We start from the raw sequence: 15,315 nt of genomic DNA on the forward strand, positions 1-15,315 counted from the left end.
CGCCATCGGACGAAGGGCACAACGATGACCATCGAAGAGATGTTCCGTCGGATCGTGCGGGCCCACCTGGGGATCATCCTGGTGTGCGTGCTGCTGCCGGTCGCCGCGGCGATCGTGTTCCAGGCGAGCAAGCCGCCCGTGTCCCTGGCGTCGGTGCGGCTCCAGGTCGTCTCCAGCGCGCCACGATCCGCGACCGAGGCCGAGGGGATCAGCAGCCGGGTGCTCGCACTGGCGACGACTCCCGGCCTGCTGAACGCCGCGCTCGTTCAAGCCGGCGCGCAACGAGATGTGGCCACCTTCGCCACAACGCATGTCGCGGCCCGGCGGCTCGGCGAGTCGTCGATCGTCGAACTGAGCGTCTCCGACAAGGATCCGGTCGCTGCCGGGCAGATCGTCGCGGCGCTGGCCGAGCGGGTCGCTCTCTTCATGAACAACGGCGACCGCGCCGCCTTCAACGCCGCTGTCAGCAAGCTCGACGAGCAGGTGGACGCCGCCACGGCCAACCGGAACAAGCTCGCCCTGCAGCTCAAGGGCATCGCCGACATCACCGCGCGCGCAGACATCCAGACCCAGATCCAGTCGGCCAACCAGCTGCTCACCCAACTCACCACTCAACGGGCTTCGCTGACCATCGCTGACGCGACCCGGGACATCGTCGTACCGGTCGGCAACAAGCCGGAGATCAGTCAGGTCCCGTCGCCGATGCTTCCCCAGGCCGCACTCGCGTTGCTGCTCGGTCTGGTCCTGGGGCTGACCGCTGCCGCGATCCTGGAGACGATGCGGCCGCGGGTGGCGAGTGTTCGTGCCCTGGCGCGGCTGCTGGAGGCGCCGGTACTCGGCAAGTCCTCGGAGGAGATCAGCTCGTTGCGCAACACGATGGCGCTGGCAGCGCGCCGGCAAGGTGTCGATGCGGTCGTCCTGATGGGTGCCGACGAATCCGACGCCGACACGGTCAGCCAGCTGTTGTTCGCCGTGTCGGGCTTCGCGTCGGCGCCACAGCGGGCGAGGAGTACCTCGCCTGGCGGGATCGAGGAGTCCGGGGAACCGAGCGTCCTCGAGCTCGACGCTCCGTTCGCCAATGTCCGATTCACCGGATTGTCGGCGGTCACCCCGCAGGACGAGATGACGGCGGGCGTGGTGGTGGTGTCGAGCGGCACAGTCCTGCTGCGCCGGCTCGACGATCTGGACGACGTCCTCAAGGCGGTCCGCTGGCCGGTACTCGGTATCGTCAACGGTCCCGCCAAGCGCCGCTTCGGCAGGTCAGCGTGAGCGTCCCGCCGGTCGCCCGCACCGTGCTCCACACCGCCGGTCAGCGGGTGGCCGTCGAGGGATCCGCACCCGCGATCGCCATGCTGCTCGCGGCCACCGGTGGGACTGAGCGCGACGGCGACGACCTGCCCAATCTCGTCCTCTCGCTGGAGCCGGGCAAGCGACCGTTCGACACCTCGGGCTGCGAGCCGATCACCCGCGGCGTCTGGGCCACCGATCGGCGCGAGGCGGTCCTCGACAGCGCGGGCGGCTCCGGATTCAGCCAACTGTGGTCCATCGACGAGGACGGCCTGCGGGTCCTCAGCCGCTGGACGCCGTCGGCGAAGGAAGCGGCCGCGGCGCGGTTGCTTCCCACCAGGCACCATGCACTGACCGGCCAGGTGCTCCTGCACTACCCGGCCCTGTGGCTGGCCATGCAGCAAGGCTTCGCGCCGCTGCACGTGTCGGTCGTGGAGATCGACGGGATTGCCGTCCTGCTGGCCGGACCCGGCGGCGTCGGCAAGTCCAGCCTGGTGGCGCGCGAGCTGGCCGACGGTCGCCGGGCGACTTGCGACAACCTCGCCGCCTGCGACGGCACCGTCGCCTACGGACTGGCCGAGCCGATCCGGTTGCCGGCCGCGGCGACCGACTTCACCGGCCGCAAGACCTTCCACGGCCGCCGGGAGCACGGATGGCAGACGCGGATGCGTTCCCTGCGACCTGAGCTGATCGTTGTCGTACGTCGCGGGCTGCAACCTGATCCGCACCTTCGGCCCATCACCGAGGCCCAGGCGGCCCGTGCCCTCGTCACCGGCACCTACTCCGCCGGCGAGCTGCGCCGCTTCTGGTCGACCGCCGCCGTCGTCGCGATGGCGACCGGCTGCGGACCGGCGCACCCACCGATCCAAGAGGTCGCCGCCACCCTCGCTCACCGGATGCCTTGCCTGGAACTCCGGCTGGGCCGCGAGCCGGGCGCCGGCCTGGCAGAGCTCCTGCGCCCGTGCCTGGACTCCGTCCGGACGAACGGGGTGTCGTGATGACGGATCGGATCGAGGTCGCGCAGATCGTCACCCGCTTCATCGCCGGTGCCGGTGGCGTCGCCCTGCGCGGCGTCCTGCCACTGGATTCCGACCGCTACGCCGTCACCATCATCACCGGGCAGGGCGGGCCGCTGACCGAACGAGCCGCGGCCGCGGGCTTCCGCGTCGTCGTCGAACCCTCGCTGGTCTCGCCGCTGTCGCCACGCCAGGACCGCACTGCCCTGCGTCAGCTGACCATGCTCTGCGAGGCCGGCGGCTTCGACGTGGTGCACACGCACAGCGCGAAGGCCGGAGCGCTCGGCCGGGTCGCCGCACATCGCGCGGCCGTCCCGTTGATCGTGCACACCTATCACGGCTTCCCGTTCCACGAATTCCAGAACCCGGTGCGCAAGGCGGCGTACGTCGCCATCGAACGCAGGCTGGCCAAGATCACCGATGCCGTCCTCGCGATCGGCAGCGGCGTCGCCACAGAGGCGCTGCGCCGAGGACTGGCCACTCCGTCGGCCTTGCGCACCATCGCTCCCGTCGTCGAGGCGATCACGGTGCCGAAGACCGAGCAGTCCCGAGCGGCCGCCCGGGCCGTGCTGGGCCTCGACGACACGAGTGTGGTCGTCGGCACGGTCGGCCGGATCGACTACCAGAAGGCGCCGGAGCACCTGATCGCCGCGATCGCCAAGCTGCGGCACCGCGATGCGACGGCCGTCTGGATCGGCTCGGGGCCCGGGCTCCCCGAGGCCCGTGAACTCGTCCGCCGGGCAGGGCTGCTGGACCGCTTCGTGTTCGCCGGCGAGCGATCCGACGTCGCCGAGCTGCTGCCCGCCTTCGATGTGTTCGCGATGGCCAGCCGCTACGAGGGACTGCCGTGTGCCATCGTCGAAGCGATGCGGTGCGGCGTGCCCGTGGTGGCGACCGCCGTCAACTCCGTCCCCGATCTGGTGATCCCGGGCGAGAGCGGAGTACTGGTACCGCCGGGACGGCCCGAACTGCTTGCGGCGGCGATCGACGGCGTACTGGACGATCCCCGGACCGCGGAGCGCCTCGTCCGGCTAGGACGGGTGCTTGCCGGAGCTACCTTCAATGCCGAGCGGCTGGCCGAGGTACTGGACCAGGTGTACTCGGGTGGCCGGACCGCCGGTCTGGTGGCGCGATGAGTTACGCAGAGCCGGCCGGACCGTCCCGGCTCGCGACGTCGCCCTGGATGACGCTGTGCCCACTCGGCACCTTGGAGATCGACACCCGGGTTGTCGGCGAGGACCTGACCGGCCAGCTGAAGCCGGACCTGCAGGTGGTGCTGATCGACCAGCGCCCGTTCAGCCGCCGCCGGTTGCGGCGGCTGGCACGCGAGCTGTCGATCGAGATCGAGCGCGAGTTCATCGTGCTGCCGACCCTGGAGCGACCGATCGTCCTGATCGACGACACCGGGCCTGCCGTCCGGCACTTCTGGTCCACGATCGCCACCGTCCCACCGGGACTCGCGGTCAGCGCGCTGCCGGCGTCGGCGCTGCTCAGCGTGGCCCGGAGGCTGCCCTGGAGCTGGACCGGCGGGGTCGCACCCGGCCGCGCTGTGGTGGGGAGACGACGATGACCGAAGCACGCCGAGCGATTCGTCCCCGGCCCCGGTCGGTGCACGAACTGCTGTTCACGCCGGACACCCGGGGCGTCCTGATCGCCGCCTCCCGCGACCCCGACGCCAAGATGACCTTCATCGTCACGCCGGCGCCGGGCACCTTCCCCGGCGGGCCGGCCGGCCCGATCGCCGTCAAGATCCCGGTCACCGCGGTGGCCGCCGCGGCGATCCGGCACGAGACCGAGATGCTGATCGACCTGCGCGCCGCGGGTCTCGGCAGGCTCGGCGAGACGATCCCCCGGTACGTCGAGACGCTCGACAGCGACGGGCTGCCGGCGCTGGTCTCGACCGCCTTGCCGGGCAGGCCGATGAGCGTCGCGTACCACCACTGGCTGCACACCGCCCAGGCCCGGTGGGTCGCTGTCGACTTCGCGCTGGCCGGCGGTTGGCTCCGGCAGTTCCAGAGCGCGACCTCGGGCGAACGACGCCAGCTCCGCTGGGCCGACGAGGTGGCCGGCCAGCTGCGCCGGCGGTGGCCCGGCCATCCGCAGCTCGAGTCTGCGTTGATCAGACTGAGTTCCGCGGATCACCAGTTGGGTGATCAGCGGGTCTGCCGCACGATGGTGCACGGCGACTACTGGTTCGGGAATCTCCTCGTCGACGACGGCGTGATCACCGGTGTCGTCGATTGGGAGGGCGGCGAGCACAGTGGCTGGCCGTTGCGCGACCTGGTGCGATTCGCGGTCAGCTACTGCCTCTACCTGGATCGCCACACGCGCCCCGGCCACCGTGTACTCCGGCACAGCGGCTTGCGCCGGGCCGACTTCGGCGCGGGCATCAGCTACGGGCTGCTCGGCCAGGGCTGGCTACCGGATCTGGTCCGCTCGCACCTTCGCAACGGCCTCGCGTCCCTCGGCCTGCCACCTGAGCTCTGGTACAGCGCGGCACTCGCCGGACTGGGCGAGGTAGCTGCGCTGGCGAACGACGACACCTTCGGCAGCGATCACCTCGACCTGCTGGCGAAGCTGCCGCTGTGGCCCACCGAGCAGCCGGATGAGAGGTGAGCCGATGACCCTCACAGCTCCACAACGCACGCCGGGCGGGATCAACCGTCCCGGTCTGCCTCGTGGCGACGTGCTCGCCACCATGATGGGGCTGACCGTCTGCCTGCTCCCGTTCCTCGTTCCGGCGGGTCCAGGCAACACCGCGCTGGCCGATGTCGGCATGACGGTTTGTATCGGACTTGCCCTGCTCTGGTCGGTTCGCGAGCACCTCCCCGTCAATGTGCCTTATCTGCTGGGCGTTGCGGGCCTGTTGCTCGGCGGCGCCTTCGCGGCGTACGTCGCACAAGCGCCTGTCGGAGTTGGTCTCGTACTGGCACAGGACGTACTGCTGCTGGCCTGGGGTGCTGCCTTGGCCATGGGCCGTCACAACCCGGCGATCATGTCAGCCGTTACCCGAGCCTGGTGCCGGACGGCGCCGGTCTACTCCGCCGTGATGGCCGCGGCCTACCTGCTGGGTTTCAACGCGCTCAGCGGGGTCTCGGCCCAGAACGGCGTCCGCGCGTCGTACACCTTCGGCGACCCGAACCTGGCCGGCAACTACCTGGTCGTCTCGCTCTTCGTCATGGCCGCCTGCAAGTGCCCACGATCTCCCGGCGTACGCCGGATCGCCTACGTCCTCGTCCTGATGGCCATCGGCTTCACCGGCTCCAACGGCGCGATGCTAACCCTGCTGGTGGGACTCGTCCTCGCCTTGACGATTACCAGGTACCGGCGCAGGGGTGCGCTGGTCGGCCTCACCACGCTGGCCGCGTCGGTGTTGGTGGCCGGGACCGTGTTCATGTTCGTCATGCCACGGGTCGACCTGGGCCAGGTCCGTGAAGCGGCAGCCGGCAGTGTCCCGTTGCTGCGCGACTCCTTCGGCCGCAGCGGCAGCTCCACCAGCGAGCGCGCCACCATCGTGCGCGAAGGCACCAACCTCTTCTTCGAGGGCGACGCCGCCGGCTACGGCCCCGCCCGGACCAAGGCGACCCTCGCCGCGAACCAGGCGCCGTACGTCAAGGAAGCACACAACGACTACCTCGCGACGCTGCTCGAACGCGGGCTGATCGGGGCGCTCGGCCTGCTGGCGCTAGGCGTAGCCATCGGCGTCCGGTGCTTCCGGCTCGTCGTCAGCGACCTGCCGGAGTCCTATGCCGCGCTGGTTCCCAGAGCCTGGCTGCTGGCTGTCATCGGTCCGGTCATGGCGACGGCGGCCGGGTTCTACGAAGTACTCCATTTCCGGCATCTGTGGACCTGGCTGGGCCTCGTCGGCGCGCTCGTGCTCGTGCTGCACGACCAGCAGAAGAAGCGGGTCCGATGAGCGGCCGGATCCCTTTCAGCGCGGAGCTGTTCCGGACAGTCGTGGCGAACACATCCGCCCGGGCGTTGGCGATCGTCGGCCTGACACTCGCCACCGTGCTGGTCGCCCGGACCGGCGGTCCGTCGGCTGTCGGCGAGTACGCGTTGCTGCGGATGCTGCCCGGGCTCGTCGGCGTGCTCTGTGTGCTGGGCCTGCCTGGAGCTCTCGCCTACTTCCTGGCGGCTCCGCGGCGTGACCTGCCGCGGCTGTGGCCGACGCTGATCGCCATCGGCTTCGGCGGTGCGCTCCTTGGTACCGTGGTCTGGCTGGTTGCTTCACCGGTCATCGCGCACTTGTTCTTCCCCGACGAGCCGGCGCTGCTGATCGCAGTGGCCGGGGTCACTGTGCCGACCCAATTGCTGCTCACGCTGGGCAAGACAGCCCTGCAGGGGTTGGAGGATCGCCGCGGGGGCGATGTGGTGATCGCTGCCGAAGAACTGGCCTTCCTGCCGTGCTATTTGTTGCCGCTGCTTATCGGGTTCCACGGAGTCACGGCCATCGTGGTCGGGCTCGCGCTCGCCGACCTCGTCGTCGCTGTCGAGGCCTGGCGCCGGGTCAGCCGGCTGCTCGGCTGGCGGCGGTACGGATTGTCGGGCAACGGTCTTGGGTGGTTCGGCCGGCCGGATCGCGAGTTGGGCAGGCAGGTCGCGTCGTACGGGCTGCGCGGGCAGGTCGGTGGGCTCATGACCTTGCTCAATCTCCGGCTGGACTTCGCGATCCTGGGTGCGATGGCGGGGCCGGCCGTCCTGGGCGGTTACGCCGTCGCCTCGAAGTACGCAGAGCTGCTGCGACTGCCCGGCACTGCGTTGACCTGGGTCTTCTATCCCCGGCTGGCAAAGCTCGGGCAGCGTGAGGCCGCAGCGACGGCGCGGCGGATGATCCGGCCGACGCTGATCGGCATCCTGCTGGCCGCGATTCCGGTGGCGCTGCTCACCTCACCAGTGATGCGACTCCTGTACGGCGCGTCGTTCGGCTCGGCTGTTGCTCCGGCGCGGGTGCTGCTGGCGGGCATGTTGCTCGCAGGTGCATCCGGGGTCGCCAGCGCCTACCTGTACGGACGTGGGACGCCGGGGCTCAACTCGATCATCCTCGGCATCGGGTTGGTCATCACGGTCGTGCTGGACCTGCTGCTGATTCCCAAGCACGGCGCCATGGGTGCTGCCATCGCATCAACTGCCGCTTACTTGTTCACCGACGCACTGCTGATCGGCCTGCTGCTGAGGCTGAGCGGACCCAGCAACGCGCGCGACAGCAGGTCCGCAGTACCGATCTCCGAGGTTTCCTCATGAAGTCTGCGGCCCTCGTCATGCTCCTTGCCCTGTTGGTCACGGGCTGCTCCGGCGGGACGCCCGAGGCCAACCCGACGAAGGCACCAGCCGGCGTCACCAACACCGTGCCGCCCACTCAGTCGACCGAAGGACCGGGATCGGTTTCGTCACCGTCAGCACCGACGGTCCACCGACTCGGCGCGGACCGCTACGTCGCTCTGGCGACGGCGCTCAACCAGCGTGGCGTTGCCATCTGGTGGGAGACCGACCTGGTCAAGCGGTGGCTGGAGGGGCCGGCCTCGTTCGACCAGGCGATCGTCCGGCTCGGCGAACTCGCGAAAGTGCCTGGCGTCGTCGGCTTCAAGGTGTCCGACGAGATCGGCTACAACGACGGTCTGGAGACGATGGCCGACGCGACCCAGTTCCTGAAAGCCGCCAGGACGCGGCTCGCGCAAGTTGCCCCCGGCAAGCAGCTGCTGGTCGACGCGATCGTGCCCGAACTCGGTTGCCTGCCCTGGCGCGGGAGCAACCAGCAGGGCTGCGCGCAACGCGTCCGGCTGAAGTATCCGGCAGCGACGGCAGCGGCACTCGAGAGCTATCTGCGAGCCGGCCTGATCGACCGGCTCGATCTCAGCACCGGCTTGCTCGAGGACACGACGTACGCCAAGTGGGGTCTGACCAAGAGCGAGGCTCAGACCGACGCGTGGCGCAGGGTCAAGGCTCAAGGGTGGCCGCAGCTCACCGTCCTCCAGGCCCGCAAGGCGCTCGCCGAGCCGGACGGCTACCAGGGCGACGTCAGCCAAGCCGCTGAGGACACACGAACCTACGTCGACGTCCCGATCGCAGCCGGAGCGAAGGCCGTTGACATCTGGACCTGGCGGCAGCAGTACCAGGGCAAGGCCGTCAGCCTGCTCGGCCCGAGCCTGTCCCCCAATCCACTGTGGACCGAGCTCGCGCGGCGCCACGCCGCGGGTACCCAACTACTGACCCATATGACCCCGTCGCAGATGCCGACCGAGTCCGCCGCCTTCAACCAGGAGTGCGACCTCGCCGCGGCCGCTTTCACCGCGGTTTTCGTTGCCGCCGGCACCGGCTGACCAGAGGAGGAACTCACCATGTCCCCGATCACCCGCACCCGGAGCAAGGCGACTGCCGGCCAGTACGGCGTCGGTGGGTCGCGACGGATTCTCGACATCTGCGTCACCCTGCTGTCGTCGGTCCTAGTCCTGCCGCTGATCGCAATAGTTGCTATCGGCATCCTGTTGAGCGACGGCCGGCCGGTCTTCTTCCGGCAGTCCAGGGTCGGCGAGAACGCCCGGCGGTTCACGATGTACAAGCTGCGCACGATGCGAGTGGCTGCCTCAGGCCCTGAGGTCACCGCCGAGTCGGACGTGCGGGTCACCCGGCTAGGTGCCTTCCTGCGGCGTACCTCGATCGACGAACTCCCCCAGCTCTGGCACGTACTCACCGGACAGATGACGCTGGTAGGTCCGCGCCCGGAGAGCGACGCCCTGGCGCGTCGCTACCCGGAGTCCTGCCGCCCGATCCTGCTCGCCCGTCCCGGCCTCACCGGCCCGGCCCAGCTCCGCTACCGCGAGAAGTCCGTCGTGCCACCCGCGAGTTGGCCCGATGTCGAGAGCTATTACCTGCAGGTGCTGGTCCCGCTACGAGTAGCCGCGGACCAGGAATATCTCCACCGTCCGACCCTCAGGCGGACGTTCCACTACCTCCTACTGACAGCCCTCTTCATCGCCGGCCTGACCGACACCCAACGCCAACTCCAGCCCTGAACTCCGGACCGACATCGGGCTCCGGCGAATTCTGACTCGAACGTAGCGAGCCCCGGCGATCGCCAGGGACGCCGGGGCTCGAGGTGTTCGGGGCTACTCGCCGAAGAGGTCGTCGGTCTCGCCGGCGACGGGGTGGTGCGTGGTGCCTGGGAAGGGGGTGGGGATCTTGCCCAGGTTTTGGATGGGGGTGGTGGGGCCGGTGGCGTGGCCTACGGCGTACAGGTAGGCGGAGTCGGTGTCGTGGTCCACCGCGGTGAGCAGCGTGCTCTGCTTGCCGCACTTGGCGGCAACCAGCGAGTCGAAACTCCCCCAGCCCTTGGCCCGGACCTGCTTCACGATGGGCTTCATCGGTGACGTCAACGGAATCCGGATGGTGTAGAGCGCACCCCCGCGGGTCGTGGCGAGGAGCGTGTCGTAGGTGGCTGTCCCGCTGATCATCGTCATCGCCTTGACCGAGGCGAAGCCCGGGTAGGAGCCGAGTGCCTTGAAACCTTTGAGGTTCCAGCGGAACAGCACGCCGTCGTCGCGCAGGCCGTAGAAGTACTTGGCCCGCTGGAGATATCCGGTTTGGGACTCCTCGATCTGTGTGAACCGGTCCCAGCCGCCACCGAGCCGGTGCGACGTGACCTCCGGCTCCGGCTCGACACCGTCCCAGCTGATCTGCGCGTCGTACAGGCCGCTTCCGCTGATCACCTTGCCGTATGACCAGGACTGGCCGGTGAGCGCGCTGACGTACCAAACCGCGCTCTCCTTGACCGGAAACACCTTGACCTTGCTACCCGGCTTCCCCGTCGGCGGCTTGGTCGCCACCACGCGCACCCCACCGCTGTTTCCCGCCACGTCGAACGCCCCGACGTACATAGCGCACGGATCGACCGACGCCCCGGCCGCAACCGTCGGAGTCGCACTCGCCGGAACCGCGGTCGCACCGGCAACCAAGGCCATCGCGATCAGTGCGGAGACTCTTTTCAAACTCATCTAAGTCGTCCTCTTCTCCCCTGAGATTTCGTCATGAGCTTGATGCAGTCTCCGCCCCAATAGTTGCGCCATACTTAGTGATCCAAATCGGCCCGGGCGTTGACGACGGTCCGGGCAAGAACTCGCCTGGCGACCGGGCGAGGCAGATCGGCCGGCGCTTAGCCAAGGACGCCGGCCGGCCGGACCTCCGTGCAGTGGTCGTTGGTCACGCCACCGACTGCTCGACGTGCTGGCGAAGCATGTCGAACACCAGGGGCCACCCTTCGGTGTTGAACTGCAGCGCGTTCTCACGAAGCTCCTCGGCCCCGGCCAGCGTCGCGAAGCCCGTCTCGACGACACTCAGCCGCGTGTTGCCGGCCTCCGTGGCCAGCGTGATCTCCACCAGAGTGCTGTTGTCGTCCCGCAGGTCTTCACCGGGGAACGCACTCGCCCAGCGGTAGGCCACGTACTTCGGCGGATCGACCTTCTCCACCCGCACCGCCACCTCTCCAAGGTTGGGGTTCTTGGCGACGAACGAGTCCCCCGCAGTGGCCACCTTCCCCGCCACAGCCGCCTCTTCCGCCACCCAGAAGCCGGGGGTGGACACCAACGACCACACCCGCTCCAGAGACGCCTCGATCAAGGTGTCCCGCTCGATCCGATCCTCGCTCATCAAGAGTTCCTCCATCGTCACAATGACTGTCTTGTCACCTGGCTACACACCCCAAGTGCAACCCCACAATTGCACATCAATTCACGACGTGCAATCCACAAGTTGCAGCTCGCGGTGGAACTCTCGATGATCCCCGATCCGGGTGGGGTGGCGGAGACAGCGGTGAAGTCGTTCGCCGTACGCCCGACCTCCGCCGGCGCCCACGTCGTACCGCCGTCGCCCGACACCTCGATAGTCAGCGACCCGATCTGGGTCGCCCCGTCGACGACCACCGGCAACACCGTCACCTCGGTGCGGGCGGCGAGGTGACCGTCCACCTGTGACTGGAAGCGAACCGTACTGATCGGCAGCGGCGTCCCGCTCGCGGTGACAGCCGAGGTGAACGTGTGCGACCCGGCTGGAGGGTCAGGCGGTCGGGACAGTGCTGATGTCGATTGCGTCCAGTTCGGTGTAGCAGTCAGATCCCAACTGCAGGACGGATAAATTGCCGTGGACGGCGGTCCGTTGTTCGCCGCGACCTTGTGGCTGCAAGATGTACCCATCCCGTTGGCGCCGCGCGCACGGATCCGGTAGACGCCTGCCGCACCTACCTGGAAGAAGAACGTGACCGAACTGTCCGCGTAGCGATGTACCCGTGTCACGCGCAGCGCTGTCCAGGTTTCTTGCGTGCCTACACGGGACACCGCTCCACGACCAAGTGATCGGCTGCTGGAATCGGCGCGATGATCGTCAGCCGCGCTCTCCTGGGACTGCACGTCGTGGTTCGCGGGCCTTCAAATATCTTGTCGAAAAGGCCGACGAGTTGACCCTTGGATGACCGGTATTCGTATCACTTAGACCGTGTTCGAATTCAACCGGGCGATGTCCGATTTCGGCCAACCTACCGCCACCACACCCCTGACCGCCTTTCGTGGATGCTCGAACGTGCTCGCAAAGCCCAGGTTTGCGCACTTACCAGTTCGGCCTCGGGTTGAAAGGAGGGCGATTCACCATGCCTTACTACGCCGAATGCACTTGCATCATGAAACCACCGCTGGTTAAGGTGACTTGCATGATGCAAGCACAAACTCCTCTTGTCGACGACGGCCCGTTGCTTTAGGCACCGGTCCGGATCAGGCAACAAGCGGCCCCTGCCATCGCGTGCGGTACCAACCGGAACGCGGATGAGCGAGGACCTGCGGCGCCTGGTCACCCTTCCCCTCCGGCACCTACGAGGACAGCGGCCACATCCGCCATCTGGTGGCCTCAGCCAAGGAGTACAGGATGCTGCGGATCCACTTCACTGCAGGGGATCTCGCCCGCACCACGCTGGTGAACCATCTGGATCCCTTGTGGGAAACACTTCTCAGCCTGCACATGCTGCAGATGAGCGATGGCACTCATCACTTCGCACAATGGCGAAAGCGGACAAGACGCCGGCTGTCTCCGGACACGCTCGGTCCGCTCACAGTCCTCGCGCCACCGATCGGATACTCCGCGGACTTTCTGACCCCACCGGCCGGCTCCGCCGTCTTCGAGGAAGCTCTGGAGCAGATGCTCTCGGTGCCTCGCCGTCGCATCATCGCCGATCTGTCCCATCTCGCCGTCAGCCGGTCGGCACGACCATGGGTCCACGAGCTGGCGGATGCCCAGCCTGAGTCGATGCGCCAGCTCGGCCAACTGGTGAGAACCTTTTACGGTGTAGCCGTGGCGCCGTACGGGCCATCGATGAAGACCGCCTTTGTCATCGACCAGAAGCGACGGCTTGCGGAGGTGACCGCCGGCGGTGTCGAGGCATTGTTGGAGGGCATTCATCCCTCAGCGCGCTGGCGCGATCAGGTGCTGGAGATCTCAGCGTTCCCGACTGATTCTGATCTGTGGCTGGATGGGCGCGGGCTTCGGCTGCAACCGTCCTACTTCTGCTGGAAGTCACCGACCAAGCTCTTCAACGACGACCTGGCTCCCGTACTGGTCTACCCGATTGATCACACAGTCCAGCCTTTGCAGGCAACTGGCGCCTCGACCGACCAACGCCAGAGTCTCGACAACTTGCTCGGCCACACTCGGGCTGCTGTCCTTGCACTGACCACGTCCAGCCGTACTACGACCGAACTGGCAACGGCAACCCACATCACGCTTGCCACCGCCAGCTACCACGCATCGGCCCTGCGTTCTGCCGGATTGATCGAGTCACACCGCCATGGCAAAACAGTCGTACACGTCGCCACCGCCCTCGGGCGGGGTCTCTTGGAAGGTCACTACATCCATCCTGCGGCAGACGATTGAGCACTCGAAACGGAAGCACGTGCGTGGACCGGCCGGTACGCTCAGCGCACCTCGAGCTCTGCCAGCTGGAAACGGGTTTTCCCCACGGGCCGCTGCGAGTGACAACAGTCTTCCATGCCTGACCGTCCGTAGACGTTTGGACTGCAAAGGCGATCGGATACCCAGCGCCCGTGGCCGAGCCGCCATCGCGCGGGACGAGGGTCACCTCGCTGATCTTCGTAGGTCGCCCAGATCCACGCCCACCGAGGCAGGCGTTCCCATCGGCAGCGCCTCGGTGCTGAACCCCATCGAGTACCCGAGTGCCGACCGGGTGATCCCGTCGGTCAGGGCAGCCCGACGCCAGCCGTTGTCGAGGTACTCCGCCGAGGAGCTCGCGGTCACCGGGCGTCCGGCGGCGTAGTTGCCTCCGGCCACTTCTACCTCACCGAGCTGCATGCGGTAGTGACCGTTCGTCGTACCCGAGGATCGCGGCCGTCGCAGAGCTACGGTCCAACTGAGCGATGTCGCCGGGTCGGGCACAGCTTGCTGTGCGTCAGAACTGGCCCGGGCGAGCGCCTGGCCCTGGGCGAGCGGCGAGTTGCGTCGGCGTGGGTTCTTTCCTGCAAGTGTCGCAACTCAGGTGGTGGTGAACTGTTCCGCCACAGCCGTCATGCTCGAAGCGGACCGGTGGGCCGGAGGGCGCGGCGTACCGATCGCCCCATTCGGTGAGCGCGATGAGCACCGGCACGAGATCACGGCCCTTGCTGGTGAGCAGGTACTCGTAGGTCTCGGGTTCGGAGGCGAGGGGCTGGAGGCGCATGAGACCGGCCTCCACGAACCTGTCGAGGCGGTTGGACAAGATGTTCGGCGCGATGCCGAGCTTGCGCTGGAAGGTCGTGAACCGCGTCGCCCCGCCGAAGGCCGCACACCTGATGATCAGCAGACTCCACCGCTCACCAACGATCTCGAGCGCTCGGGCCGCCGAACAATTCTCCCGGTCATACGTCCGCCCAAGCATCCGATACCTCCGTCGACCGACGACTTGCGGGACGCAAGTCACATCCCTCCCCTGCTTGCATCACAATAATCCACCCTGCTCGAATCGGTTCGGGGATGTCGTGAGCGCCGGGCGGTGAGCCGGCCGCCGCCATCAGCAGCATCCCCACCGAACCAACGGGTTCCAGCACAGAGCGGTGCGCTCATTCTGGCAACCCTCCCCCGCTCTGGAGCCCGGGTATGAATTCAGCGAAGGGCCTTTTGCAGGTGAATATTTCGGCGCGTGCAGGAGATGGCGGTAAATGCCGCACCCAACAGTTTGACACTGTTCGAATCGTTCCGGCCGGACCGCCCGATGGTCCCTGTGGCCGCTAGCGTGCCGGACGTCGGTCGATCCACAGGAAGTCATGAAAGGGCATGTGAAGTGATGAAGTGGAAGTTCCCCGGAACATCTCGGCGGGGTCAGGTGCTGGGGTTCGGCGCCATGGTGACCACCACTGCTTTGGCAGTAGGCGGCGTTGTCGTTGCCAACAGCGCCGGCGCAACCCAGGACACCACGGCGGCTACGACGGCTACGACGGCTACGACGTACCGGACCCAACTGATCGAGATGCGAACGGCAGGAAGCGCCGGATACTTCTACACAGCGAACCAGGCCGAGTTCCTTCGCGCGCAGCGGCTCGGTTTCAAGTTCACCGGGCAGGTTCCCGGATATGTCGCCAACACCGCGCTCCGCGGCACCGTTCCGCTGTACCGGCTGCGGAGTACGTCCCGGGCGTCGTACCTGCTGACGCTGTCGGCCACAGAGCGGAACAATCTGAGCGCGTCGGGCAAGTGGCGGTATGAGGGCGTTGTCGGCCGAGTGCCGATGGCCCCGGCCTCGGACCGCGTCAAAATCTATCGGGTCTCCAAGGCCGGCGTCGGCTGGCGCGTCGTTCGTGCCGCCTCGGTCAGGAGCCACGTAGCCGCAGGCTGGCGGGTGGACGGGCCGCTCGGTTTCGTTTGGACACGCAAGTAGTCGCTCCTTGGCGAAGGCGGCGGGGGGGGGGGGGCGGGGCACCAGCGCGGGCGCCGGGGAGAAATACCCACCCGCAGCGCCCCGAGGGGGGGGGGGGGGGGCGGGGGTGGT

Annotated in this window: 16 protein-coding genes; 12 read left to right on the forward strand and 4 right to left on the reverse strand. The window is 67.8% G+C overall.

Annotated features, from left to right (window positions below; translation table 11 throughout):
- Positions 1 to 24 precede the first annotated feature (24 nt).
- Genes AB0F51_RS38035 through AB0F51_RS38075 form a run of 9 tightly spaced genes read left to right on the forward strand, consistent with a single transcriptional unit; the run spans position 25 to position 9,316 of the window.
- Positions 25 to 1,269, forward strand: a complete 1,245-nt coding sequence (locus tag AB0F51_RS38035; protein WP_360288417.1) for a hypothetical protein — start codon at positions 25 to 27, stop codon at positions 1,267 to 1,269.
- Complete coding sequence (locus tag AB0F51_RS38040; protein ID WP_360288419.1) at positions 1,266 to 2,285, forward strand: hypothetical protein; 1,020 nt, start codon at positions 1,266 to 1,268, stop codon at positions 2,283 to 2,285. Before AB0F51_RS38035 ends, AB0F51_RS38040 begins: the two co-directional genes overlap by 4 nt.
- The gene (locus AB0F51_RS38045) at positions 2,285 to 3,439 is read left to right on the forward strand and encodes a glycosyltransferase (protein ID WP_360288421.1); all 1,155 of its coding nucleotides are present in this window, start codon (positions 2,285 to 2,287) and stop codon (positions 3,437 to 3,439) included. Before AB0F51_RS38040 ends, AB0F51_RS38045 begins: the two co-directional genes overlap by 1 nt.
- Positions 3,436 to 3,873 (forward strand): hypothetical protein, encoded by a 438-nt coding sequence (locus AB0F51_RS38050; protein WP_360288423.1) that lies wholly within the window; start codon positions 3,436 to 3,438, stop codon positions 3,871 to 3,873. Before AB0F51_RS38045 ends, AB0F51_RS38050 begins: the two co-directional genes overlap by 4 nt.
- On the forward strand, positions 3,870 to 4,919 hold the full coding sequence (locus tag AB0F51_RS38055; RefSeq protein WP_360288425.1) for an aminoglycoside phosphotransferase family protein: 1,050 nt from the start codon (positions 3,870 to 3,872) through the stop codon (positions 4,917 to 4,919). The genes AB0F51_RS38050 and AB0F51_RS38055 overlap by 4 nt, the downstream gene beginning before the upstream one ends.
- A 4-nt stretch (positions 4,920 to 4,923) precedes the next feature.
- Positions 4,924 to 6,219 carry an O-antigen ligase family protein gene (locus AB0F51_RS38060; protein ID WP_360288427.1) on the forward strand — a complete coding sequence of 432 codons (1,296 nt, stop codon included), beginning with the start codon at positions 4,924 to 4,926 and terminating at the stop codon, positions 6,217 to 6,219.
- Positions 6,216 to 7,547 (forward strand): polysaccharide biosynthesis C-terminal domain-containing protein, encoded by a 1,332-nt coding sequence (locus AB0F51_RS38065; RefSeq protein WP_360288429.1) that lies wholly within the window; start codon positions 6,216 to 6,218, stop codon positions 7,545 to 7,547. The genes AB0F51_RS38060 and AB0F51_RS38065 overlap by 4 nt, the downstream gene beginning before the upstream one ends.
- Entirely contained in the window at positions 7,544 to 8,623 is a 1,080-nt protein-coding gene (locus AB0F51_RS38070; RefSeq protein WP_360288431.1) for a hypothetical protein, read from the forward strand. Before AB0F51_RS38065 ends, AB0F51_RS38070 begins: the two co-directional genes overlap by 4 nt.
- Positions 8,624 to 8,641: 18 nt before the next feature.
- On the forward strand, positions 8,642 to 9,316 hold the full coding sequence (locus AB0F51_RS38075; RefSeq protein ID WP_360288433.1) for a sugar transferase: 675 nt from the start codon (positions 8,642 to 8,644) through the stop codon (positions 9,314 to 9,316).
- Between the two features lie 93 nt (positions 9,317 to 9,409).
- Here AB0F51_RS38075 and AB0F51_RS38080 read toward each other — a convergent pair whose 3' ends face one another.
- Complete coding sequence (locus tag AB0F51_RS38080) at positions 9,410 to 10,294, reverse strand: hypothetical protein (protein WP_360288435.1); 885 nt, start codon at positions 10,292 to 10,294, stop codon at positions 9,410 to 9,412.
- Positions 10,295 to 10,499: 205 nt separating this feature from the next.
- Positions 10,500 to 10,946 (reverse strand): SRPBCC domain-containing protein, encoded by a 447-nt coding sequence (locus AB0F51_RS38085; RefSeq protein ID WP_360288437.1) that lies wholly within the window; start codon positions 10,944 to 10,946, stop codon positions 10,500 to 10,502.
- Between the two features lie 102 nt (positions 10,947 to 11,048).
- Here AB0F51_RS38085 and AB0F51_RS38090 point away from each other — a divergent pair, with 102 nt between their 5' ends.
- Positions 11,049 to 11,255 (forward strand): hypothetical protein, encoded by a 207-nt coding sequence (locus AB0F51_RS38090; protein WP_360288439.1) that lies wholly within the window; start codon positions 11,049 to 11,051, stop codon positions 11,253 to 11,255.
- A 954-nt stretch (positions 11,256 to 12,209) separates the two neighbouring features.
- Positions 12,210 to 13,211, forward strand: coding sequence for a winged helix-turn-helix domain-containing protein (locus AB0F51_RS38095; RefSeq protein ID WP_360288441.1), 1,002 nt, complete (start codon positions 12,210 to 12,212; stop codon positions 13,209 to 13,211).
- A gap of 201 nt (positions 13,212 to 13,412) precedes the next feature.
- Here the strand turns inward: AB0F51_RS38095 and AB0F51_RS38100 are convergent, their stop codons facing one another.
- Both AB0F51_RS38100 and AB0F51_RS38105 read right to left on the reverse strand, forming a co-directional pair.
- On the reverse strand, positions 13,413 to 13,646 hold the full coding sequence (locus AB0F51_RS38100; RefSeq protein ID WP_360288443.1) for a hypothetical protein: 234 nt from the start codon (positions 13,644 to 13,646) through the stop codon (positions 13,413 to 13,415).
- A gap of 97 nt (positions 13,647 to 13,743) precedes the next feature.
- Positions 13,744 to 14,208, reverse strand: coding sequence for a helix-turn-helix domain-containing protein (locus tag AB0F51_RS38105; protein WP_360288445.1), 465 nt, complete (start codon positions 14,206 to 14,208; stop codon positions 13,744 to 13,746).
- A 462-nt stretch (positions 14,209 to 14,670) separates the two neighbouring features.
- Here AB0F51_RS38105 and AB0F51_RS38110 point away from each other — a divergent pair, with 462 nt between their 5' ends.
- Positions 14,671 to 15,204 (forward strand): hypothetical protein, encoded by a 534-nt coding sequence (locus tag AB0F51_RS38110; RefSeq protein WP_360288447.1) that lies wholly within the window; start codon positions 14,671 to 14,673, stop codon positions 15,202 to 15,204.
- Positions 15,205 to 15,315 lie beyond the last annotated feature (111 nt).

Source organism: Kribbella sp. NPDC023855, assembly GCF_040639475.1.
In the GTDB taxonomy this organism is placed as follows: domain Bacteria; phylum Actinomycetota; class Actinomycetes; order Propionibacteriales; family Kribbellaceae; genus Kribbella.

What these genes read in the sequence shown, in the direction of transcription:
- AB0F51_RS38035 (WP_360288417.1), top strand. Translation starts at nt 25, where the DNA reads ATGACCATCGAAGAGATGTTCCGTCGGATCGTGCGGGCCCACCTGGGG.
- AB0F51_RS38045 (WP_360288421.1), top strand. Translation starts at nt 2,285, where the DNA reads ATGACGGATCGGATCGAGGTCGCGCAGATCGTCACCCGCTTCATCGCC.
- AB0F51_RS38050 (WP_360288423.1), top strand. Translation starts at nt 3,436, where the DNA reads ATGAGTTACGCAGAGCCGGCCGGACCGTCCCGGCTCGCGACGTCGCCC.
- AB0F51_RS38055 (WP_360288425.1), top strand. Translation starts at nt 3,870, where the DNA reads ATGACCGAAGCACGCCGAGCGATTCGTCCCCGGCCCCGGTCGGTGCAC.
- AB0F51_RS38060 (WP_360288427.1), top strand. Translation starts at nt 4,924, where the DNA reads ATGACCCTCACAGCTCCACAACGCACGCCGGGCGGGATCAACCGTCCC.
- AB0F51_RS38065 (WP_360288429.1), top strand. Translation starts at nt 6,216, where the DNA reads ATGAGCGGCCGGATCCCTTTCAGCGCGGAGCTGTTCCGGACAGTCGTG.
- AB0F51_RS38070 (WP_360288431.1), top strand. Translation starts at nt 7,544, where the DNA reads ATGAAGTCTGCGGCCCTCGTCATGCTCCTTGCCCTGTTGGTCACGGGC.
- AB0F51_RS38075 (WP_360288433.1), top strand. Translation starts at nt 8,642, where the DNA reads ATGTCCCCGATCACCCGCACCCGGAGCAAGGCGACTGCCGGCCAGTAC.
- AB0F51_RS38080 (WP_360288435.1), bottom strand. Translation starts at nt 10,294, where the DNA reads ATGAGTTTGAAAAGAGTCTCCGCACTGATCGCGATGGCCTTGGTTGCC.
- AB0F51_RS38085 (WP_360288437.1), bottom strand. Translation starts at nt 10,946, where the DNA reads ATGAGCGAGGATCGGATCGAGCGGGACACCTTGATCGAGGCGTCTCTG.
- AB0F51_RS38095 (WP_360288441.1), top strand. Translation starts at nt 12,210, where the DNA reads ATGCTGCGGATCCACTTCACTGCAGGGGATCTCGCCCGCACCACGCTG.
- AB0F51_RS38100 (WP_360288443.1), bottom strand. Translation starts at nt 13,646, where the DNA reads ATGCAGCTCGGTGAGGTAGAAGTGGCCGGAGGCAACTACGCCGCCGGA.
- AB0F51_RS38105 (WP_360288445.1), bottom strand. Translation starts at nt 14,208, where the DNA reads ATGCTTGGGCGGACGTATGACCGGGAGAATTGTTCGGCGGCCCGAGCG.
- AB0F51_RS38110 (WP_360288447.1), top strand. Translation starts at nt 14,671, where the DNA reads ATGGTGACCACCACTGCTTTGGCAGTAGGCGGCGTTGTCGTTGCCAAC.